Below are 20,339 nucleotides of genomic sequence, written 5' to 3'. Positions count from 1 at the left end.
AAAATGCTTATACTCCGATTTCGTGAGAAATCCAGAAAAACCCTGTTTATCGGATGCAACAGAAGCTCAGGCATACGCCCTGCCGGCAGAAGCCGGAGACGAGTCGACTATGGCGCGCACACCTATTATGCTAGACCCTCGTCGCGACCGGTCGGATTCTTCAGTTTCTGGGGACGACCCCACCCTTTCCGGGCCCTGAACGCGGGACGACCCGCATTCGCAATCTTTCTTTTATGAGATCAATCAAAGACAGAGTACGCCAGGCCATATCCTTTGAGATAATAGGTCTGTTTCTATCGGTACCAATGGCCGCTTTTGCCTTCGGTTTTGATATGGGCAAAACCGGAGTGCTGGGCGTATTGGGCGCCACTATCGCAACCATCTGGAATTATCTGTTCAACCTCGGCTTCGATCACGGGCTGAGGCACCTCACCGGATCAACCCGAAAGACCCTGTCCATCCGTATCGTGCATGCTCTCAGCTTCGAACTGGGTCTGATGTTGATTTTTCTGCCCATTATCGCCTGGTGGATGGACATCGGGCTGCTGGAAGCCCTGATTGTCGATATCGCCTTTGTGGTTTTTTACCTGGTGTATGCGTTCGTATTCACCTGGTGTTACGACACTCTTTTTCCGGACACCGATTCCACGATCGAACGCAATCCACCCGGGCCCGACTCTATGGCATACTCTCACGCTCAAACTCACAAACAAAAACACACCAGCAAGGACCGTTGACATGAAACCGGAAACCCTGGCACTGCACGCAGGCTACAAGAGCGACCCCACAACACGGGCGGCCGCCACGCCGATTTACCAGACCACGTCTTACACCTTCGACGACACCCAGCACGGCGCTGATCTGTTTGACCTGAAGGTTCAGGGCAACATCTACACCCGCATCATGAATCCCACCAACGCGATTCTGGAAGAGCGGATGGCAGAAATGGAAGGCGGTGTAGGCGCCCTGGCTGTGGCCTCAGGCATGGCCGCTATTACCTATGCCCTGCAAACCATCTGCAAGGTAGGCAATAACATCGTCAGTACCAGCCAGCTCTATGGCGGTACCTACAACCTGTTCGCCCACTCTCTGCCGAATCAGGGCATTGAATGCCGGATGGTAAGCCATGACGATTTTGACGCGATTGAAAAAGCCATCGATGACAACACCCGCGTCCTCTTCTGCGAATCCATCGGCAATCCGGCAGGTAACGTGGTAGACATCGAGCGCTGGGCAGAAATTGCCCACAAGCATGGCATTCCGCTCATGGTCGACAATACCGTTGCAACGCCGTTCCTGTGCCGCCCCTTTGAGCACGGTGCGGATATCGTCATTCATTCTCTGACCAAGTACATTGGCGGCCATGGCACCACTGTGGCGGGCGTTGTGGTGGATTCCGGCAAGTTTGACTGGAAAGCCAGCGCCGACAAATTCCCGATGCTGAACGAACCGGATCCCTCCTATCACGGCGTGGTCTACACCGACGCCCTCGGTCCTGCAGCCTTTATAGGGCGGTGCCGCGTGGTGCCGCTGCGCAACACTGGCGCTGCCCTGTCACCGTTTAATGCCTTCCTGATCATGCAAGGCCTGGAAACTCTGGCTCTGCGCATGGAACGCCATTGCGAGAATGCGGAGAAGGTCGCCAACTTCCTGCAGGATCATCCATCCGTGGAATGGGTCAACTACGCCACGCTCGCCGACAGCCCCTATAAGGCCACGTGTAACAAGATATGCCGAGGCAAGGCTTCCGGCATTCTGAGCTTCGGTATTAAGGGCGGCCGGGAAGCTGGCGCAAAGTTCATTGACGCTCTCGACCTCATCCTGCGCCTGGTGAACATTGGCGACGCCAAGTCCCTTGCCTGCCATCCGGCGACCACAACGCACCGCCAGCTCAACCCGGAGGAACTGCAAAGCGCCGGTGTAAGCGAGGACCTGGTGCGGCTGTCCATCGGCATTGAGCATGTTGACGACATTATTGCCGACATCAGCCAGGCTCTGGATAAAGCCCAGGCCTGATGACGGTCAACCGGGTACGACCAAAGTCGTGCCCGGTATCCCCGTGATTGCCCCTACCTGTCTTGTAACTCCCCCGCTGGCCCATTACTCTTTAGGGTTCCCCATGCCCGAATCGAGAGTCCGGTTGCAATGAGCGACAGCGCAAAAACCCGCATTACCAGTGGTTCCAAATTCCGCAACGAGCATGGCTTCTCAGCCATCAAGGACGGCGTAAAGCGGTCAACAAAGCAGGAAGCCACACCAGCGGAGAAGCCTCAGCGAAAGCCGAAATGGCTGCGCGCGCGCATGCCCGGAGGCGAGCGCTATGACGCGGTGCGCAAGAATGTCAGTGAGCACCGGCTAAGTACCGTTTGCCAGGAATCCCACTGTCCGAACATCGGAGAATGCTGGACCGCCGGCACTGCCACTATCATGGTCATGGGCTCCGTGTGCACCCGGGCCTGCAAGTTCTGCGCAGTGGATACGGGTAATCCAAAAGGTTGGCTGGACCATGAGGAGCCAGAGAACACAGCCAAGTCCGTCGAGCTAATGGGCCTTCGTTACATCGTTCTCACCTCGGTAGATCGCGATGACCTTGAAGACGGCGGTGCTGCCCACTACGCTGCCTGCGTATCCGCGATCAAACAACGTACTCCGGAAGTCGCCGTTGAGGCATTGACTCCGGATTTCGATGCTGTGATGTCCAACGTTGAGAAGGTTGTGGATTCGGGACTGGATGTCTTCGCCCAGAACGTGGAAACAGTAAAACGGCTGACCGGCCATGTCCGTGATCCCCGGGCCGGCTATGAAAAAACCCTGCGGGTTCTGGAGCATGCCAAGAAACATCGTCCGGATGTACTCACCAAGACCAGCCTGATGCTGGGCCTGGGTGAAACCGAAGAGGAAATCCTGAAAACCATGGATGATCTGCGCGCGATCGGCGTAGATATCCTGACGCTGGGTCAGTACCTTCGCCCTACTCCGAATCATCTGCCTGTCGAACGCTATGTCACCCCGGAAGAATTCAACCGCTACCGGGATATCGGCCTCGAGAAAGGCTTCATGGAAGTACCATCCGGCCCTATGGTCCGCTCCAGCTACCGGGCCGATAAGGTATTCGACAAAAACAATCTTGGTCTCGCCGTGCCAGAGGTTCCCCAGACCTCCAATGCCCTGCAGATTCCGGTAAAGGCCATCGACTGAGAACATTCATGCTGACACTGCTGCGAAATGCCCGGCTGAAGTACAAATTCTGGTTGCTGAACATTGTCGTTTTTGCAGTTCTCTGTCTGCTGGTACTCTACGCCATGAACACCATGGCCGGGCAAACCGGCAGGACGTTCAAAGAGGTCTTCTCGGATACAGCGCCCGGTTTCGCACTGGTGGTGTCAGTGCTCATGGTGCTTGAGATGGCCGGCTCCCAACTGTTGATCTCATTCATCGAGCGCCACGTCAATCGTCTGAAAGACACGATGGTTGACGTCCAGGCCTCAGGCAACCTGAGCCAGAGAGCCGTTGTAGATTCCACTGACGAAATCGGCGAAATGGCCAGCGCGTTCAATGCCATGCAGGACCGTACCGTGGTAGTGGTCCGGAGTATGAAGGAGGCCATTGAGCGGCTTCATAATGAAGTTCAGGAACTGACCTCCGCCGCCGAGGCGCGCCGCGATGATCTCGGTCGGCAGCAGGCCGGTGCCGACCGCTCCGCAGAAGTCATCGAAATCATGCTGCAAAGCTTCACCGGTATTGCCGAGCAGGCAGGCATTGCCAAGACTCTGTCTCATGAGGCCAGCGCCGCTGCTCGTGACGGTGGTGAGCGGGTTGGGCAAAGCGCCGACAGTATCCGCAAGCTGGCTGATGTGGTACGCAATTCTGCGAGCAGCGTCGAAGCCCTGGCCGAAAACAGTCATGAAATCAGCCACGCCATCACCGAGATTCGTGGCATTGCCGAGCAGACGAACTTGCTGGCCCTGAATGCAGCCATTGAGGCCGCCAGAGCTGGTGAGCAGGGCCGCGGATTTGCCGTGGTGGCCGATGAGGTCCGCAACCTGGCACAAAGGGTTCAGGACTCCACAGATCAGATTCAGGGCACCATAGACCGCCTGCTCAATGCAATGAACACCGCGGTATACCAGATGACCGGCAGCTCCGACGATGCCACACTCTGCGTTGAGGAATCCGAGGAAGCTCGGCGAGCACTTGAGACGATCAACGAAGTGGTCAACCGGATCGACCATACCAATCAGGAAATCGCCAATGTCTCCGCCGAACAGACCGCAGGCACCGACGACGTGCTTGCCAACGTTCAGGGTATCCGCGAAACCACCCAGAATATGGTGACCCAGCTTTCCGAAAGCGCAGAAATGAGCCGCCGCCTGAAACGGCTGATCGATTCTCTGGAAGATGCTTCGTCAAAGGTCACGGTTCACTGAGGTTTATGGCACACTCTGCACTCGTCCGAACTGGCAGAGTCGTTGTTCATGAATCGTCTTCACATTTTATATGATCGCCTGATTTTTCCGCATCCACTTATCATCCTGGCGGCGTTTGGCCTCCTACTGGCCCTCGCCGCCGTGAAATTCGGCGAGTTCCGTCTCGATGCTTCCGCCGAATCCCTGGTGCTGGAAAACGACCGTTCCCTGGAACAATATCGTCAGGTAAACCGCCGATTTACCACTTCCGATGATTTTCTGATCGTCACCTATACCCCGGATGATGAACTTTTTTCCGACAATGGACTCGCCCGGCTTGCTGCACTGAGGAACGAACTGCAGAGCCTGGCGGCTGTGGGTTCCACCAACAGCATCCTGAATGTTCCTCTGCTTCACAGCCCCGGCCTGACCCTCGATTCCGTCGACAGCGAAATAAAGACCCTGGACGAGCACGACGTAACCCCAGAGACAGCCCGGCGGGCGTTGCTGGACAACCCGTTCTACCCGAATCTGCTGATCAGCGAAGATGGCCGCACCACCGCCATTCAGGTAAATCTGCCTACGCCAGACCGATACTTTGAACTGCTGAACAAGCGCAACGATCTGAGAGACAAGGCGGCTGCAGGTACAGCCTCTGATGCCGAACTGGCGGAACTGGAGCGGGTAAAACAGGACTTTGTTGACTTTACCGAGGCGCTCGGTGCTGAGCGAGACGCCACTATCCGGAAGGTCCGATCCATTCTTGACGGCTACCGGGACGGCGCCGACATTCATCTTGGCGGCGTACCCATGATCGTGGCGGACATGATCCGCTTCATCGAGAACGACCTCTCGACCTTCGGGTTCGGGGTCCTTGCCTTTCTGCTTCTGACACTGGCCATAATCTTCAGACAGTGGCGCTGGGTCCTGGTACCGCTGCTCTGCTGCAGCTTTACCGTATGGCTGATGATCGGTTTCCTTGGCTGGGCACAGTGGCCGGTCACCGTGATCTCATCCAACTTCATTTCCCTGCTGCTGATCATGACCCTGTCACTGACCATTCATCTGATCGTACGGTATCGGGAGTTTCAGCACGACGAACCAGAAGCCAGCCCTGGCAAGACCCTCCGCAACACCGTGACGGCAATGATCAAGCCCTGCTTCTATATGGCCATCACCACCATCGTCGCCTTCGGCTCACTGACTTTCAGCGGCATTCGCCCGGTGATTGATTTCGGCTGGATGATGACACTCGGTCTGACGGTAGCGTTCCTTATTACCTTCATCGTATTTCCGTCCCTGCTGACCCTGTTACCACCACCACTGGATAGCCGGGTTACCTCCGACCGAATTCCATTCACCGATCATTTCGCCCGACTCACCGAACACTTCGGCAAGACGGTGTTGATCGGGTCGGCGCTCATTACGGTGTTTTGTGTGGTAGGCCTGAGCAGATTGACGGTGGAAAACAGCTTCATCGACTACTTCAAATCCTCCACCGAAATCCATCAGGGTATGATCACCATCGATAATCGCCTGGGCGGCACCACGCCACTGGACGTCGTGATCACTGACGCCCCCCCACCCGAGAGCGCTGACACCAGCGATCCGTTCGCCAGCGACTGTGATCCCTTTGTCGAGGACTGCGGCGAAGCGCAGGAATACCGCGATACCTGGTACACCTATCAAAAAATGGCGGAACTGGAAGCCGTTCACGAGTATCTGGACGGATTGCCGGAAACCGGCAAGGTTCTGTCCATCAGCACCACGCTGGACATTCTGGCCCGGATCAATCAGGGCGAGCCTCTGGACGCCCTCGAATTGGCCTTCGTGCCGGCCGCGGTCCCCGATGATCTTCAGGATACCCTGCTGACCCCATACATCTCCGAAGAACACGACCAGGCCCGCTTCAGCATCCGGATTCTGGAAACCATGCCCGAGTTGCGCCGGCAGGAACTGTTGAACCGCATTCACAACCACCTGACGACAGAGCTGGGCTACGATCAGGACCAGATTCTGTTCGCCGGCATGACTGTGATGTACAACAACATGCTGCAAAGTCTGTTCGACTCCCAGATCAAGACCATCGGGGTTGTCTTCGCCGCCATCATGGTGATGTTCCTGATCCTGTTCCGCTCCCTGAAACTGGCCCTGATCGGCATGGCCCCCAACCTCATCGCTGCAGGCTCAGTGCTCGGCCTGATGGGCTGGCTCGGCATTCCCCTGGATATGATGACCATTACCGTCGCGGCCATCACTGTGGGGATTGCAGTGGATGACACCATTCACTATATCCATCGCTTCAAAACCGAATTCCGGAACGATGGTGACTATATAGCCACCATGCATCGCTGCCACCGAAGCATCGGCCAGGCGATGTTCTTCACCTCACTGACCATCATCTCCGGGTTCTCGATACTGGTACTGTCCAACTTCATCCCGACCATTTACTTCGGGTTGTTCACGGGGTTTGCCATGTTCATGGCTCTGGTTGGAGCGCTTACCCTGCTACCCAGACTGATCATTCTGGTAAAACCCTTTGGGGCTGGCACTTGAGCCGGACAGAATACAAGCATAAAAAAAGGGCCACACCCGAAGATGTGGCCCTTTTCCAAACCAGCTAGCGGGAAGCCAGGATCACTGCATACCCTGGCCCTGCTGCTGCATCTGTTGTTGCATCTGGCGACGCTGCTGCATTTGCTGCTGCATCTCCTGCATGCGCTTATCCAGTTCGTCGCGCTGCTCTTCGGTAAAGACACTGTCAATCTTCGCCTGCATCAACGTTGACAGAGCTGCAATCTCGCCAGTCACATCGCCCAACTCCTCAGCGCTCTCGCGGATGGCTGACTCGTCATAGTCTGCTTTGATCTCACCTTGCATCTGCTGTTGAAGCCCACGGGCTTCCTCACGGAGCTCGCCAATTTCGCCCTGCATCTCATCGATGATGCCACGGATTTCGGTTTGCTGATCCTCCGACAGCCCTACCATCTGGGCAAGCTGAGCCACCTGATCAGGCTGACCACCCGCTTGTTGGGCTGCGGCCGGAACCGCAATGCTCAAGGCTACAAGGGCAGATCCAAACAGTTTTGCAAACTTCATAATGCTCTCCGTTAACAGGGTGGCCATCAACTGAATACCACCAACGTACATTAATTTCTTTATTCAGGGCCTACACCCTAAAGCATACGGATACGGTTTTTCACCCCGGTCAGCCCTCATTTTGTACACACCTCTGGGCACCCTCCGCCAAAAGCCGCCACACACGCGGAATCAAACAAATGTGAAAGTTTAGTCATTCCCCTTCATAATGGCGCCGTTTAACCACATCCGGAGCAGATACGATGGCCATTAACTGGTTTCCAGGGCACATGCACAAGGCCCGCAAGGAGATCAAAAAAGTCATGCCGCAGATGGACCTCATTATTGAGGTTATTGATGCGCGGATTCCCTTCAGCAGCGAAAATCCGCTGGTGCCCGCGCTGCGCGGTGACACGCCGTTGATCAAGGTACTTAACAAGCGCGATCTGGCTGACCCGGACGTTACCGCACGCTGGCAGGCATGGCTGGAAAAGGAACGCGGAGTGAGGGCCATAACCCTGACCCACAACCAGCGCAACGAAGCTCTCGGCATTCTGAGACTGGCCGAGGAGATGACGCCAGACCACGATCGCCAGAAGAGTGCTCTTCGGGTGATGATTCTGGGCATTCCCAACGTCGGAAAATCCACCCTGATCAACACCCTCGCGGGCAGGCCGGCAGCCAAAACCGGAAACGAGCCGGCGGTGACAAAATCGCAACAGGCGATCAAACTTCCACATAATATTTTGCTGTACGACACGCCGGGTTTCCTGTGGCCCAAGCTTTCCCCGGAAGCCTGCGGATACCGGCTTGCGATCACCGGCGCCATTCGCAGCGCGGTTCTGGACTTCGAAGACATCGCGATGTTTGAAGCCGAGTTTCTGCGGGAGGCCTACCCGGAACTGGTCAAAGCCCGCTACGGATTCGAGGAGTTACCGAAAGACGGCCTGGCACTGATGGACGGCATTGCGGCAAAACGACGGTTTTTCAGTCGCGGCGGCATTCCGGACCTGCACAAGGTTTCCGAGGTGTTACTCAACGAATTTCGCTCTGGAAAACTCGGTCGTATTTCTCTGGAAACACCAGAGATGATCGAACGCGAGACCGAGTCATCTGAGAACCCGGCAAACTAATCCCCTTCAACCTCCCCTTACCAAGGTCAAATATCCTATCTGGCTCAAAGGGCCTAGACTATGCAGTAAGGTAATTGATTGCAGGGTCAGCCATTTCGGCTGACCGGTAAGGAGGAACTTATGAGACGCGTCGTCGTCACTGGCATGGGCATCGTATCCTGCCTCGGCAACTCACTGGACGAGGTAACGGAGAGCCTGAAAAACGGAAAATCAGGCATTCGCTTTAACGAGACCTACAAGGACATGGGCTTTCGCAGCCAGGTTGCCGGCTCTGTTGATGTGGATACATCCATTATCGACCGCAAGATCCGCCGTTTCATGGGGCCGTCAGCGATGTACAGTTTTCTGTCCATGGAACAGGCCATTGCCCAGGCCGGGTTGACCGAAGATCTGATATCCAACGATCGCACTGGCCTGATCGCCGGCTCCGGTGGCGCATCCTGCTCCAGTCAGGTGGAGGCCACCGACATCATGCGTGCGAAAGGCGTGAAGCGCATCGGGCCCTATATGGTTCCGCGCATCATGACCAGTACGGTTTCAGCCTGCCTGGCCACTGCCTTCAAAATCCGCGGCGTGAACTATTCCATGTCCTCAGCCTGTGCTACCAGCGCCCACTGCATTGGCCACGCCATGGAGCAGATCCAGGCCGGTAAGCAGGACATCGTCTTTGCCGGCGGCGGTGAAGAGGAGGACTGGAGCCTGACCATGATGTTCGACGCCATGGGTGCGCTTTCTACCAAATATAACGATGCTCCCGAAACCGCTTCCCGCCCCTTTGATGCTGGGCGGGATGGTTTCGTGATCGCAGGCGGTGGGGGCATGGTCGTGCTGGAGGAACTCGAACACGCGAAGAAGCGGGGCGCCACTATCATTGCCGAACTCACCGGTTACGGTGCCACCTCCGATGGCTACGACATGGTCGCACCATCAGGCGAAGGTGCCCAACGCTGCATGAAGCAGGCTATGGCCACCGTCCGGGGCAAGATCGACTATATCAACGCTCACGGCACCAGCACGCCGGTTGGCGACGTCGCCGAAATGGGTGCTGTGCAGGCCACCTTTGGCGCCGACATCCCGGCCATTTCCTCTACCAAATCACTGTCTGGCCACTCTTTGGGCGCCGCCGGTGTTCAGGAAGCCATCTATTCGCTTCTGATGCTGCAGAATGGCTTTATTGCCGGCACCAAAAACCTGGCCAATCCCGACGAGAAAATCAGCGATATCCCGCTGGTGGGGCCGGAGGGTCGCGAAGCGACGCTCAACACCGTCATGTCCAACAGCTTCGGATTTGGTGGCACCAATGCCTCTCTGATATTCGAGAGGCTTCAGGCGTAATCAATAGGGCCCCCGGGCCCTTATTGTTTTCAATTATAAACTAAGATCTTTACGCTTGATTATTGGCAAAGACCTGCATCCGTATTAAGGTAGTTGTTTGACTTCGATCAAATCGGACGGATCATCACGCATGGCTCAAGCAATCCCTTTTCGCCAGGTTTCTCCGCTCAAAGCATCCTGTCAGCAGTGTAGCCTGAGCAACCTGTGCCTGCCCTTGGCGATTGGAGAGAACGATCTGGCCAGACTGGAGGACATCATCCAGCAGGGTCGGATCTTCAACCGCGGCGAACATATCTTTGACCAGAGCACGCCCTATCGATCCTGCTTTGCGGTGAAAAGCGGGTCTATCAAAACCTCAATAATCACTGAAAGTGGCGAGGAACAGGTAACCGGCTTTTTCATGCCCGGTGAACTGGTTGGCCTGGACAGCATCGGCGGGGAGCACTACGCCTGCACTGCGAAGGCTCTGGAACGAACCAGCGTGTGTGAGTTCCCGATCGACAGGCTCGAGGAACTGACGGGCAAATTGCCGGGACTGCAGCATCACATGTATCACCTGATGAGCCAGGAGATCCAGAACAGTCACCAACTGGCCATGTTGCTGAGCAAGAATACTGCAGAAGAGCGCATTGCCGCGTTGCTGCTGTCGCTGTCCAGCCGCTTCCAGCGCCGTCGGATGTCACCGACCAATTTCAGCCTGCCCATGGCGCGCAACGACATAGCCAACTTCCTCGGACTTGCGGTTGAAACGGTCAGCCGTGTCTTCACGCGTTTTCAGAACCAGGGAATCATCAAGGCGCGGGGCCGTGAGGTTGAGCTCCTTGATATCGAAGCCCTGCAACTGGTCAGCCGCGAGTTTTCACGTCAGTGTAACAACTGATACAGGCCTACCCCGGACCCGTCTGAAAAACTACCCGGCGGGTTCACCTTCAACTTCCCGACCGTTGTCCTGCTTCATCATGGCCAGCTCATCCACCAGGCCGGAACGCCATGGCAGCTGTTTAATCCCGAAAGTATTGCGTATCTTGGTGCAGATCAGCGTGGTGTTTACCGGCTCAAGGTGACCCCACTCCGGAACCTCGTCCACGACCCGGATACCCTCGGGGATCCCGGGAAGCCCTGTAATTGCCAATCCCAGCTCGTAAAGATTGATTTCTTCGGCGCCGGCATACTGGTAAGTACCCCACACTTCAGCTCCGCAGTCGATTTGAAGAACCACGGCCTTGATCACCCGGGCCAGATCCCGAACTGCCACAGGCTGGCCCCGACAGCGACCCGGCAATGACAGAACTTCTCCGGCAACCGTACTCGCCTGAACTTTCCGGATAAAACGAGCAAGGCTCCAGCCGGTGCGCAGGATAATGTGCCGTGGCAGCAGCGTACGCAGGGCCTGTTCACACTCCCATTGCCAGTTGCCCAGCTCATTCACCGGCTGCCCGGGATTGGACGTAATGTAGCCACTCTGTTTCCGGCCATCAAACACATAGCAGGAGGAGAGCTGAAGCAGTGCCATGCCACGATCACGAGCGAACTCGGCCATCGCCAGCGGCAGTGAGAACGCAGCCATATGAGCACCCTCAGGGTCCTTCTCAGCGACCTCCGGATCTGGCATCCAGAGTGCGTTCACGATCAGGTCCGTATCCTCAGGGACCCAGTTTTCCAGCGCATTCAGGTCGGCGTTGGACGGATCACTGACCAGCAACGGGCTTACCTGCAGGTGAGTTTCTCGCAGCTGCTCCAGTAAAACCTTCCCCAAGGGGCCGTAATCGTGAACAACAAGTACATGCACTGGGATTCAATGCCTCCGGATATCAATGATGTAGCGGTGCTCCTGAGCTGGCCGGGCCAGTGGTTTATCCAGTCCGATCCATGCCCTATAGCGCGATCTTACTTTACCACTTTGCCATGAACCCTTCAGACACCTGAACGCCTCCGGCGCAATGATGGGTTGGGCCAAAGCGGCCCCGGGATCACCCGTAATGCCTTGGTACCCGTGCGGTGATGCCGGTCAGAAGCTCATAAGAGATGGTACCCGCGCAAGCGGCCACCTCGTCAACGCTCACCGTGCGCCCCCACAACTCAACGCTGTCGCCTTCCTTCGCCTCAGGTGCGCCGGTCAGGTCCACGGCCAGCATATCCATAGAAACCCGCCCGATCAGCCGAATTCTCTGGCCATTGATAGCGGCGGGCGTGTTGGTTCCGGCATGCCGGGGATAACCATCCCCATAACCAATTGCAACCATTCCCATCCGGATATCCCGGTCTGCAACCCACCCGGCACCATAACCAACAGACTCTCCGGCAGGCACCATACGGGTACTGATCAATGGTGCTTCCAGGGACATCACTGGCTCAAGACCAAGCTCGGGACCGGTCTTGCCAATCACCGGCGAACCGCCATACAACATGATCCCGGGACGGCTCCAGTCAAACAACGGCTGGCCCGGAACAAAATGGGCCGCCGAGTTACCAACGCTCTTCATCCGCTCCGGAAACGAGGCCGTTGCCTGTTCGAACACAGAGGTCTGCTCCGCCGTCATCGGACTGTCGGGGTCGTCCGCGCAGGCAAAGTGTGTCACGAAACCCAGCAGCCTCTGATCTTCGCCCATGGCCAGGACCCGGTTTACCACCCCCGCCAGATCGTCTGGATGAAAGCCCAGGCGATTCATGCCACTGTTCACCTTCAGCCAGAACACCGGCCTCGCATCCGAGCGTTCCAGCCACTCCAGTTGTTGCGGGCAGTGGAAAACAGGTTCAAATTCGTTTCGCGCGCACTCATCAATATCAGCGCCGCTATGCACACCTTGCAGCAGTACCACCGGCTGGACCAGGCTCGCAGCCCGAATCGCCCGGGCCTCCTCCAGGCAAGCCACCGCAAATTTTGGCGCCAGACTATCAAGAGCAGACACCACGGGACCGATACCGTGCCCGTAGCCATCGGCCTTGACCACCGCCATCACCCGCGCTTTGCCTGCCCGATTGCAGGCGGTCTGGAAATTACGACGGAGGGCTGCAAGATCAATCCGGGCAACAGTGCTTCGTGGCATTAATAGTCTCCACCGTAGTCACCGTAATCACCGTGGGCCAGGTCTTCGAATTTCGTGTACTTGCCGATGAACGCAAGACGGATAGTGCCAATCGGCCCGTTCCGCTGCTTGCCAATGATGATTTCGGCAATGCCTTTGTCCGGAGTGTCCTCGTTGTATACCTCATCCCGATACACAAACATGATGACGTCGGCGTCCTGCTCGATGGCGCCGGATTCCCGGAGATCCGAGTTGACAGGGCGTTTGTTGGGCCGCTGCTCGAGACTCCGGTTAAGCTGGGACAGAGCGACCACAGGACAGCTCAACTCCTTCGCGATGCCCTTGAGAGACCGTGAAATTTCCGAGATTTCTGCCGTCCGGCCCTCGGTGTTACCGGGCACCCGCATCAGCTGGAGGTAATCGACCATGATCAGGCCAATCTTGCCGTCGTTCTCACGGGCTATACGGCGAGCCCGGGAGCGCATTTCCGTGGGGCTCAGGCCTGGCGTATCGTCGATATAGAGCGGTTTGTCCTTCAGCAGGCTGACTGCAGAAGTCAGCCGGGGCCAGTCATCTTCTTCCAGCTTGCCACCGCGGACCTTGGTCTGGTCAATGCGGCCAAGGGATGAAAGCATACGCATGGCCAGCGCATCTGCTGGCATTTCCATACTGAACACCAGAACCGGGGTGCCCGTGCTGATCAACGCGTTCTCGACGATGTTCATGGCGAACGTGGTCTTACCCATAGAGGGGCGACCAGCCACGATAATAAGGTCCGAAGGCTGCATCCCTGAGGTCTGCTCATCAAGGTCCTTGAAGCCCGTGGTCAGACCGGTCGTCTGCTCCCCGGACTCAAACAGCTCCTCGATCCGGCTCAGGGTCTTTGCCAGGATGGGATTGATCGCCTGGGGGCCGGACCCTTCCTTGACCCGGGCTTCGGCAATCTGGAATACACTCCGTTCGGCCTCATCCAGAATTTCATTACTGTTCCGACCCAGCGGATTAAACGCCGAATCGGAAATCTTGCCGGACACCTCCACCAACTGCCGCAAAATGGAACGTTCGCGGACAATATCGGCATACGCACGAATGTTGGCTGCACCCGGAGTTTTCTCGGCTAACTCCGCAAGGTATGAAAGGCCTCCGGCGTCCTCAATGTCACCCGCGCGCTCCAGGAATTCAGCGAGGGTAACCACATCCAGTGGCTCACTCTCACTGGCGAGCCTCTCTACCGCACCAAAGATCAGGCGATGGTCCTGCCGATAGAAATCAACGGCAGAAATAACCTCAGAGATTTCGTCAAACCGGCGGTTGTCGAGCATCAGACCACCCAGGACCGCCTGTTCTGCTTCCACAGAATGGGGAGGGACCTTAATGCGACTGGTTTCGAGATCGGTACTCGCGGGCTTCAGATTAGGCTTGGCCATGAACACATCTTCAGTTGGACATCAGAACCACAACAGTTTAAGCGACCTGCCGCAGCAATGGGAGAGGTAAGAAACGAAACAGCATACCAGAAAGCAACAGGCCCGAAAGCCGCAAGAGCGGTTCGGGCCTGTTGGGCTGACCTGCGCGCGGCCTCCGAAAAGGCCGCGCCGGCCACCGGCGTGTTACCAGAGCCGGGAAGCTCCCGGCACCGTTTTCAGAAAAAACGGTTTATTCAGCAACAACTGCCAGCTTGATGGTCACTTCAACGTCTGAGTGCAGCTGAAGTTCGATATCGTACTCGCCAGTCACCCGCAGCGGGCCTTCCGGCAGACGAACTTCGCTCTTCTCGACTTCGGTACCACCGGTAGTGATCGCATCCGCAATGTCGCGTACACCGATAGAGCCGAACAGCTTGCCTTCTTCACCAGCCTTGGAGCTGATGGTGAACGCAGCACCCTCGAGAGCTTCGGCACGGGCCTGGGCAGCAGACAGCTTTTCAGCAGCCGCTTTTTCAAGCTCGGCACGACGCTCTTCGAACGCCTTCAGGTTTGCTTCGGTGGCTGGTACCGCTTTGCCATAAGGAAGCAGGAAATTACGACCGTAACCGGCCTTAACGTTTACCTTGTCACCCAGGGATCCAAGGTTTGCAACTTTCTCGAGCAGAATAACTTCCATCTCGTTAACCTCTTCGTGCTTTATTCAGCCGGCCCGGCAGGTTTTATACGCCTCCGGATATCCAGCCAGCTATCCACAAAAGCCAGAACCACTAACAGAATCATCAGACTTGGGCCCAAAAGAATCAGCGCAACATAAAACATCGCCAACCAATTCCCACTGAGTTTTTTCAAACCAACAGTGCCGTGAACCAGCGCCAGACTGGCCAGGAACAATGGCGTTCCTGCAGCCCAGGCCAGCAGCATGGAGTTGAGACCCAGCAACGGACCCACCACCATGGTTACTGCACACAACACCGCAATTGGTGGCGACAGCCGCAGGGCATGAAATTCCTTGCGGAATCCACCGGGGTTATAAAGCCCCGCCTGCCAGGAGCGCGCCAGCATGGTCATACCCACACCCGTTGCCAGGTATGTGCCTGCCATGCTTGCGTTCATCGTGTCCCGGATCACCTTATCGAGGTCATCGCCGAGACTCTGCGCAATGTCGGCATTGTACTGTTGGTAAAAACTCACCCCGGCCTGGACCAGATCATCCAGAAGCCCCGGGTAGACCACGGGCAACATCAGGCCCGTGACGATTGCAAGGAAACTCCCCGCAAGCAGAGCTTTCTCCCAGGACAGTGTTGTTCTGATCAGCGACGCCATGAGCATCACCTGGAGCAACACAGCCAGAGCAGTCGGGTCTTGCCCGAAAATGCTCCAGCCAAGCGCCGGGAGTAATGCCCAGAGCCCGACATTGAGCCCCTGACTGATGCCAAGCCTGAGAATAACCAGGCCTACAACGGCTGCGCCAATCCAGAACAACAGGGGTACGGCAGTTGTGACTGCTGCTACCCCGCCGGCCTGGAGGGGACCGCGCATTACATACTGTGCAAGTGCACGCATGGTCCCAAGTCCTGTATTTCTGTTACTTAGTTATCGTGGCTGTCAGAGTACGGCAGCAGTGCCAGGTAGCGGGCACGCTTGATAGCGGTAGCCAGCTGACGCTGATAACGTGCTTTGGTGCCGGTAATGCGGCTGGGCACGATTTTGCCGGTTTCAGTGATGTAGCCTTTCAAGGTGTCCAGATCTTTGTAATCGATCTCCTTAACACCCTCTGCCGTGAAGCGGCAGAACTTACGACGTCTGAAAAAACGAGCCATAACTTAACTCCTCAACTCCGGTTAATTACTCTTCTTCGTCCTGGGTTTCAGCGCGCTGACGTGGCTCGTCAGATTCAGCTGAACGACGCGGGCGATCATCGCCGCCACGACGGTCTTCACGGGACTCGGAAGCTTTCATCGGGGACAGATCTGTATCAGCACCATCGCGGCGCAGAATCATGTCGCGGATGATTGCATCGTTGAAACGGAAGTTGTGAGTCAGCTCGTCCATGGCGGCCTGTGAACATTCAATGTTCATCAGTACGTAGTGAGCTTTGTGAATCTTGTTGATCGGGTAAGCCAGGTGACGACGGCCCCAATCTTCCAGGCGATGTACCTTACCGCCATCTTCAGTGATGACGCTGGTATAACGCTCGATCATCGCGGGCACCTGCTCGCTCTGATCCGGATGTACCATAAAAACGATTTCGTAGTGACGCATGAGTTCTCCCTACGGTTTGAACAGCTTCCTTTTTACCGGCCAGGCTTAACGCTCTGCGACCGACAAACATGAAAGCAAGGAGTTGACAGCTGCTGCTGCCGGTTTCTTTTTGCTTTATCAATAAGACTTTACAAGAAAGGCTTGATCAAAAGCTTGGCTCCACACTGCCTGCATTCAGGCAATAGAAAGCCACCCCTTAAAAAAGGGGTCACGTATTCTATGCGGGCAGGGCCTTGTGTGCAAGAGTTAACCAAGGCGTTGGCGAAGGGCTTCGTAAAGGCACACCCCCGTAGCCACGGAAACATTGAGGCTATCCACATGCCCCAGCATGGGAATATTGATCAATTGATCGCAGTGCTCCCGGGTCAGTCGACGCATACCTTTTCCTTCCGCGCCCATCACCAGAGCCACCGGGCCCTTGAAGTCGGCCTGGTAAAGTGTGGCATCCGCCTCACCGGCGGTACCAATGAGCCAGACGCCCTGCTCCTGAAGACTGCGCAGAAAACGGGCAAGATTCGTCACCCGCACAAAGGGCACCGTCTCCGCTGCCCCGCAAGCGACCTTACGGGCAACCGGCGTAAGGGACGCTGACTTGTCCTTGGGCACAATGACGGCCTGAATGCCCACCGCATCGGCAGTACGCATGCAGGCGCCAAGGTTGTGGGGGTCGGTCACACCGTCAAGCACCAGCAGGAAAGGCGATTTATCGCTAGCCGCCAGCTGCGCCAGCAGATCATCTTCCGTCCACTCCCGACTCTCACTGACTGCCGCGACAATGCCCTGATGCACCCCGGAAACCCGCTCATCGAGCTCCTTGCGATGGACCACTTTCCAGCGCACACCCAGACCATCCAGGACATCGGTAATGCTCTTGACCCGTTTGTCCTGCCTGCCGGTCTGAATCCAGACCTGCTGCAATCGCTCAGGCTCACGCTTGAGAACAGCCTCAACCGCGTGCCAGCCAAACACAAATTCTCCGGACACTGTTTACGCTTCCCGTTATTTGCCGGACTTTCGCGGCTTGGCTTTCTTATCGTCTTTGCCAGCGCCACTGCCTTTTTTGCCTTTCTTCAGGGCAAGCTTTGCAGCCCGGGCGATCAACTCATCTCTGGCAGAAGGAGTTTCATTGTCATCAAAGGCCTCAGGAGCCGCTTTTTTCGATGCAGCTGATGCCGGGCGCTTCCTCGGTCGCTTCAGACCAGAGTCGCCGGATGACGCATCTTTCTGACCGGATTTCGACCTGGTGGACGGCTTGCCAGCTTTGCCGGTGCCCCGCTTTCCTTTGCCTCGCTCCCCTTTGTCAGCAATCTTGAGCGCGTCGCGATCTGCCTGCCGATGCATAGGTTCACTGATCAGCTCCAGGTCTATTTTCCGGTCTTCCATACCAACCCGAACAACCTTGACACGAACCTCATCACCCAGACGGAAACTCATTGCCGTGCGTTCACCAATAAGACGATGCTTGGCGGAATCGTGATGAAAAAAGTCGCCATTGAGCGTGGACACGTGAACCAACCCCTCAATATAGACACCGGAAAGCTCAACAAAGAAACCGAATGGCACCACTGACGCGATCACGCCGTCGTATTCCTCACCTACATGATCACTCAGATATTCACACTTCAGCCAGGCCATGACATCCCGGGTGGCATCGTCGGCGCGCCGCTCTGCCATCGAGGTGTGCTCACCCAACTGTTCCATCCGGGCCAAATCGTAGGGATACTCGGCAAGTTCCGGATCCGTTTCCGGGGGAACAACAACATCCTTGGAAGCCTGGCCTCCGTGAATCACGGATTTGATGGCCCGATGATTGATCAGATCCGGGTAACGCCGGATCGGCGACGTAAAGTGGGCATAACCCGCATAGCCAAGGCCAAAATGACCGCCCTCTTCCGGACTGTAAACGGCCTGACTGAGCGAACGCAGCATTACCGTCTGGATCACATTGGCATCGGAGCGGTCCTTGATACTGGCCAGCAGGGCCTGATAGTCCGCGGACGTAGGCGAATCGCCGCCACCCAGCTGCAAACCCAGTTCACCCAGGAACAGCCGGACCGCATTGAGGCGCTCCTCTGAAGGCCCGTCATGCACCCGATACAGCGCCGGAAGCTTGTGTTTTTTCAGGAACCGCGCTGTCGCAACGTTCGCGCACAGCATGCACTCCTCAATAATCTTGTGAGCATCGTTACGCTGCACCGGTACGATCTCTTCTATCTTTCGGTCAGCGTCAAACACGATCTTGGTTTCGGTGGTTTCGAAATCGATCGCACCACGCTCAGTACGGGCCTTTCTCAGCAACTGGTAGAGACCATAAAGATTGTGCAACTGAGGAAGAACGCTGGCATATTGCTCGCACAGCTTGTAACCCTGCTCGGTATCCGGATGTTCCAGCATGGAACTTACCTTGTTATAGGTAAGCCGCGCATGACTGAACATCACTGCCTGATAGAAGCTGTAACTGCTGATATTGCCCGCAGCGCTGATGGTCATATCGGCCACCATACAAAGGCGGTCCACCCCTGGATTCAGCGAGCAAAGGCCATTGGACAGCTTTTCCGGCAACATCGGCACTACATGGTCCGGAAAATAAACTGAGGTGCTGCGATTGACGGCCTCTTCGTCCAGCGGCGTTCCGGGTCGGACATAGTGGGAAACGTCAGCAATCGCAACCAGCAGGCGATACCCGCCACGGGGTCTTGGCTCGCAATACACAGCATCATCGAAATCGCGGGCAGTTTCATCGTCGATGGTTACCAGCCGGAGATTGCGGATATCCTTTCGGTTGGCCTTGTCTTTCTCTGCGACCTCTTCAGGAATTTCTGCCGTCTGCTCGCCAACAGCCGGTGACCAGCTATGGGGAATATCGTAGGAGCGGATAGCGACGTCGATCTCCATTCCTGGCGCCATATGCTCACCAAGGACCTCAACGACCTTACCCAATGGCTGGGTACGCACGGTAGGCTGACGGACAATATCCACCACCACATACTGTCCGTGACGGGCGTTGCCGCAGTTCTCCTGAGGAACCAGCACTTCGTGGTTGATCCGCGCATTTTCCGGAACAACGAAGCTGATACCACTCTCCTGGAAGAACCGCCCCACCGTCTGACTGGTCCGGTATTCCAGAACTTCGACGATCACACCCTCACGCCGACCTCGATCATCAATGCGATCAACCCTTGCTGCCACCCGATCGCCATGAAATACCTGGCGCATTTGCCGGGCAGTGAGGAATAAATCAGTACCGCCGTCATCAGGAATCAGGAAACCGAAACCATCTTTATGGCCAACCACCCGACCGGCGACCAGTTCTGCCTCTTCAATCGGAAGGTACGCACCACGGCGATTGCAGATCATCTGTCCGTCACGGCACATGGCGATGAGACGTCGACGCAGCGCTTCGATACCCTCGGGGGAATTCTGCCCGAGTTCTTCGCAAAGCGTCTCGTGTGTCGCCGGCGCGCCACGCTCCTTCAGGTGCTCGAGGATAAACTCTCTGCTCTGAATCGGATTGTCGTATTTTTCTGCTTCACGACCTGCGTGCGGATCTCTGCCTGTCTTTTTTCTCGAAGCCATTCGTGTCCTTGTCCTGGTACCTGAAAGCGGTATTCATGATTGAATTTGTTCCCGAGTATAACGCCGGTATAAAGAAGTTACCTAACCACACGAAAA

Annotated in this window: 18 protein-coding genes; 8 read left to right on the top strand and 10 right to left on the bottom strand. The window is 56.4% G+C overall.

Features of this window, described 5'->3' with window-relative positions:
• Nucleotides 1–233: 233 nt before the first annotated feature.
• The 5 genes from KO499_RS09565 to KO499_RS09545 all read left to right on the top strand — a co-directional run bounded on the left by KO499_RS09565 (nt 234) and on the right by KO499_RS09545 (nt 6,962).
• Entirely contained in the window at nt 234–737 is a 504-nt protein-coding gene (locus tag KO499_RS09565) for a PACE efflux transporter (protein ID WP_215983520.1), read from the top strand.
• Nucleotide 738: 1 nt separating this feature from the next.
• A complete protein-coding gene (locus tag KO499_RS09560) occupies nt 739–2,016 on the top strand; it encodes an O-acetylhomoserine aminocarboxypropyltransferase/cysteine synthase family protein (RefSeq protein WP_215983519.1) in 1,278 nt (425 codons plus the stop codon).
• Between the two features lie 129 nt (nt 2,017–2,145).
• Nucleotides 2,146–3,198: a lipoyl synthase gene (lipA, locus tag KO499_RS09555; protein ID WP_215983518.1), complete on the top strand. Its 1,053-nt coding sequence runs from the start codon at nt 2,146–2,148 to the stop codon at nt 3,196–3,198.
• Nucleotides 3,199–3,206: 8 nt separating this feature from the next.
• Nucleotides 3,207–4,427, top strand: coding sequence for a methyl-accepting chemotaxis protein (locus KO499_RS09550; RefSeq protein WP_215983517.1), 1,221 nt, complete (start codon nt 3,207–3,209; stop codon nt 4,425–4,427).
• 48 nt (nt 4,428–4,475) lie between these two features.
• The gene (locus KO499_RS09545; protein ID WP_215983516.1) at nt 4,476–6,962 is read left to right on the top strand and encodes an efflux RND transporter permease subunit; all 2,487 of its coding nucleotides are present in this window, start codon (nt 4,476–4,478) and stop codon (nt 6,960–6,962) included.
• An 81-nt stretch (nt 6,963–7,043) separates the two neighbouring features.
• Here KO499_RS09545 and KO499_RS09540 read toward each other — a convergent pair whose 3' ends face one another.
• Entirely contained in the window at nt 7,044–7,505 is a 462-nt protein-coding gene (locus KO499_RS09540) for a Spy/CpxP family protein refolding chaperone (protein ID WP_228339865.1), read from the bottom strand.
• Nucleotides 7,506–7,747: 242 nt separating this feature from the next.
• Between KO499_RS09540 and ylqF the strand changes: the two genes are divergently transcribed.
• The 3 genes from ylqF to fnr all read left to right on the top strand — a co-directional run bounded on the left by ylqF (nt 7,748) and on the right by fnr (nt 10,832).
• Complete coding sequence (ylqF, locus tag KO499_RS09535) at nt 7,748–8,617, top strand: ribosome biogenesis GTPase YlqF (RefSeq protein ID WP_215983514.1); 870 nt, start codon at nt 7,748–7,750, stop codon at nt 8,615–8,617.
• 120 nt (nt 8,618–8,737) lie between these two features.
• Nucleotides 8,738–9,952, top strand: a complete 1,215-nt coding sequence (gene fabB, locus KO499_RS09530) for a beta-ketoacyl-ACP synthase I (RefSeq protein WP_215983513.1) — start codon at nt 8,738–8,740, stop codon at nt 9,950–9,952.
• 130 nt (nt 9,953–10,082) lie between these two features.
• Nucleotides 10,083–10,832 carry a fumarate/nitrate reduction transcriptional regulator Fnr gene (gene fnr, locus KO499_RS09525; RefSeq protein ID WP_215983512.1) on the top strand — a complete coding sequence of 250 codons (750 nt, stop codon included), beginning with the start codon at nt 10,083–10,085 and terminating at the stop codon, nt 10,830–10,832.
• 30 nt (nt 10,833–10,862) lie between these two features.
• On the opposite strand, the gene KO499_RS09520 is transcribed toward fnr, so the two are convergent.
• The 9 genes from KO499_RS09520 to rnr all read right to left on the bottom strand — a co-directional run bounded on the left by KO499_RS09520 (nt 10,863) and on the right by rnr (nt 20,243).
• Nucleotides 10,863–11,741, bottom strand: a complete 879-nt coding sequence (locus tag KO499_RS09520) for a sugar nucleotide-binding protein (protein WP_215983511.1) — start codon at nt 11,739–11,741, stop codon at nt 10,863–10,865.
• Between the two features lie 181 nt (nt 11,742–11,922).
• Nucleotides 11,923–12,999 carry an alanine racemase gene (gene alr / locus KO499_RS09515; RefSeq protein WP_215983510.1) on the bottom strand — a complete coding sequence of 359 codons (1,077 nt, stop codon included), beginning with the start codon at nt 12,997–12,999 and terminating at the stop codon, nt 11,923–11,925.
• On the bottom strand, nt 12,999–14,405 hold the full coding sequence (gene dnaB, locus KO499_RS09510) for a replicative DNA helicase (protein ID WP_215983509.1): 1,407 nt from the start codon (nt 14,403–14,405) through the stop codon (nt 12,999–13,001). Before dnaB ends, alr begins: the two co-directional genes overlap by 1 nt.
• A 229-nt stretch (nt 14,406–14,634) precedes the next feature.
• Entirely contained in the window at nt 14,635–15,081 is a 447-nt protein-coding gene (gene rplI / locus KO499_RS09505) for a 50S ribosomal protein L9 (RefSeq protein WP_215983508.1), read from the bottom strand.
• A 20-nt stretch (nt 15,082–15,101) separates the two neighbouring features.
• Nucleotides 15,102–15,968, bottom strand: a complete 867-nt coding sequence (locus tag KO499_RS09500) for a hypothetical protein (RefSeq protein WP_215983507.1) — start codon at nt 15,966–15,968, stop codon at nt 15,102–15,104.
• Between the two features lie 26 nt (nt 15,969–15,994).
• The gene (gene rpsR / locus KO499_RS09495; protein ID WP_007154918.1) at nt 15,995–16,225 is read right to left on the bottom strand and encodes a 30S ribosomal protein S18; all 231 of its coding nucleotides are present in this window, start codon (nt 16,223–16,225) and stop codon (nt 15,995–15,997) included.
• A 25-nt stretch (nt 16,226–16,250) separates the two neighbouring features.
• Nucleotides 16,251–16,667, bottom strand: coding sequence for a 30S ribosomal protein S6 (gene rpsF, locus KO499_RS09490; protein WP_215983506.1), 417 nt, complete (start codon nt 16,665–16,667; stop codon nt 16,251–16,253).
• A gap of 246 nt (nt 16,668–16,913) precedes the next feature.
• Nucleotides 16,914–17,651: a 23S rRNA (guanosine(2251)-2'-O)-methyltransferase RlmB gene (gene rlmB, locus KO499_RS09485; RefSeq protein ID WP_215983505.1), complete on the bottom strand. Its 738-nt coding sequence runs from the start codon at nt 17,649–17,651 to the stop codon at nt 16,914–16,916.
• A gap of 15 nt (nt 17,652–17,666) precedes the next feature.
• A complete protein-coding gene (rnr, locus tag KO499_RS09480) occupies nt 17,667–20,243 on the bottom strand; it encodes a ribonuclease R (RefSeq protein WP_215983504.1) in 2,577 nt (858 codons plus the stop codon).
• Between the last annotated feature and the right edge of the window lie 96 nt (nt 20,244–20,339).

This window comes from Marinobacter sp. F3R08 (assembly GCF_018860425.1).
Classification (GTDB): domain Bacteria; phylum Pseudomonadota; class Gammaproteobacteria; order Pseudomonadales; family Oleiphilaceae; genus Marinobacter.
Note: the sequence above shows the minus strand (reverse complement) of the source record. Positions and strands in the feature narration are given on the sequence as shown.

What these genes read in the sequence shown, in the direction of transcription:
- KO499_RS09565 (WP_215983520.1), top strand. Translation starts at nt 234, where the DNA reads ATGAGATCAATCAAAGACAGAGTACGCCAGGCCATATCCTTTGAGATA.
- KO499_RS09560 (WP_215983519.1), top strand. Translation starts at nt 739, where the DNA reads ATGAAACCGGAAACCCTGGCACTGCACGCAGGCTACAAGAGCGACCCC.
- lipA (WP_215983518.1), top strand. Translation starts at nt 2,146, where the DNA reads ATGAGCGACAGCGCAAAAACCCGCATTACCAGTGGTTCCAAATTCCGC.
- KO499_RS09550 (WP_215983517.1), top strand. Translation starts at nt 3,207, where the DNA reads ATGCTGACACTGCTGCGAAATGCCCGGCTGAAGTACAAATTCTGGTTG.
- KO499_RS09545 (WP_215983516.1), top strand. Translation starts at nt 4,476, where the DNA reads ATGAATCGTCTTCACATTTTATATGATCGCCTGATTTTTCCGCATCCA.
- KO499_RS09540 (WP_228339865.1), bottom strand. Translation starts at nt 7,505, where the DNA reads ATGAAGTTTGCAAAACTGTTTGGATCTGCCCTTGTAGCCTTGAGCATT.
- ylqF (WP_215983514.1), top strand. Translation starts at nt 7,748, where the DNA reads ATGGCCATTAACTGGTTTCCAGGGCACATGCACAAGGCCCGCAAGGAG.
- fabB (WP_215983513.1), top strand. Translation starts at nt 8,738, where the DNA reads ATGAGACGCGTCGTCGTCACTGGCATGGGCATCGTATCCTGCCTCGGC.
- fnr (WP_215983512.1), top strand. Translation starts at nt 10,083, where the DNA reads ATGGCTCAAGCAATCCCTTTTCGCCAGGTTTCTCCGCTCAAAGCATCC.
- alr (WP_215983510.1), bottom strand. Translation starts at nt 12,999, where the DNA reads ATGCCACGAAGCACTGTTGCCCGGATTGATCTTGCAGCCCTCCGTCGT.
- dnaB (WP_215983509.1), bottom strand. Translation starts at nt 14,405, where the DNA reads ATGGCCAAGCCTAATCTGAAGCCCGCGAGTACCGATCTCGAAACCAGT.
- rplI (WP_215983508.1), bottom strand. Translation starts at nt 15,081, where the DNA reads ATGGAAGTTATTCTGCTCGAGAAAGTTGCAAACCTTGGATCCCTGGGT.
- KO499_RS09500 (WP_215983507.1), bottom strand. Translation starts at nt 15,968, where the DNA reads ATGCGTGCACTTGCACAGTATGTAATGCGCGGTCCCCTCCAGGCCGGC.
- rpsR (WP_007154918.1), bottom strand. Translation starts at nt 16,225, where the DNA reads ATGGCTCGTTTTTTCAGACGTCGTAAGTTCTGCCGCTTCACGGCAGAG.
- rpsF (WP_215983506.1), bottom strand. Translation starts at nt 16,667, where the DNA reads ATGCGTCACTACGAAATCGTTTTTATGGTACATCCGGATCAGAGCGAG.
- rnr (WP_215983504.1), bottom strand. Translation starts at nt 20,243, where the DNA reads ATGGCTTCGAGAAAAAAGACAGGCAGAGATCCGCACGCAGGTCGTGAA.